This window comes from Streptomyces sp. WM6386 (genome assembly GCF_000972385.1).
GTDB lineage: Bacteria > Actinomycetota > Actinomycetes > Streptomycetales > Streptomycetaceae > Streptomyces.
The window spans coordinates 1-711 of the sequence record NZ_JXTE01000319.1 but is presented as its reverse complement, the minus strand read 5'-3'; the positions used below and the strand labels follow the sequence as shown (position 1 = coordinate 711).

Below are 711 nucleotides of genomic sequence, written 5' to 3'. Positions count from 1 at the left end.
CTCCTACTCCGCCATGGAGTTCTTCGCGGGGTCGCCCGACTTCCGCGAGGGCGTGGCGAGTTTCGTGGAGAAACGGGAGCCGAAGTTCGAGGCACTGCCTTCGGACTTCGACCCGGACGAGACCACCCGCGACGCGTTCCTGCCGTACTGACCGAGGAGCATGAGGATGACAGGGCAGCCGTTCCCCGTCGAGGCCGGGCACATCATGATGTTCGCCCGTGCCATCGGCGACGAGAACCCCGCGTACCAGGGCGGGACCGCGCTCGTACCGCCCACCTTCACGATGGCGAGCGTCCACTACGACCCGGAGTACCCCCTGCGGCCCAAGCCGGACGAGGAGTGGATCGGGTCCGGCCGCGGCCCCGGAGTACTGGCCGAGGGCGGCGGCGGACTCCACGCCGAACAGCACTTCGAATACCACCGCCCGGGGCGCGCGGGCGAACCCCTGTACGCGCACACCGTCCCCGGACGCAGCTGGGAGAAGCAGGGCCGCACCGGCCGGCTCCTCTTCAGCGAGCGCATCACCGAGTACCGGGACGCCGTCGGCGAACCGGTCGTCAGCGCCAGGACCGTCGCCGTGGTGCCCGAGGGGCCCGCCACCAGGAAGGAGGACGCCCGATGAGCCTGAGCACGGACGACATCAAGGTCGGCGAGACCCGGAAGAGCGTCCTCGTCGACGATCTGAAGCGCACCCGGATCGTGCAGTACGCC

Annotated in this window: 1 protein-coding gene; it reads left to right on the top strand. The window is 69.9% G+C overall.

What is annotated here, in order from left to right:
- The first annotated feature begins 166 nt into the window (after positions 1–166).
- Entirely contained in the window at positions 167–622 is a 456-nt protein-coding gene (locus TN53_RS41470) for an FAS1-like dehydratase domain-containing protein (RefSeq protein WP_046264065.1), read from the top strand.
- Positions 623–711: the final 89 nt, after the last annotated feature.

Coding starts and splice junctions, on each gene's coding strand:
- TN53_RS41470 (WP_046264065.1), top strand. CDS start 167: ATGACAGGGCAGCCGTTCCCCGTCGAGGCCGGGCACATCATGATGTTC.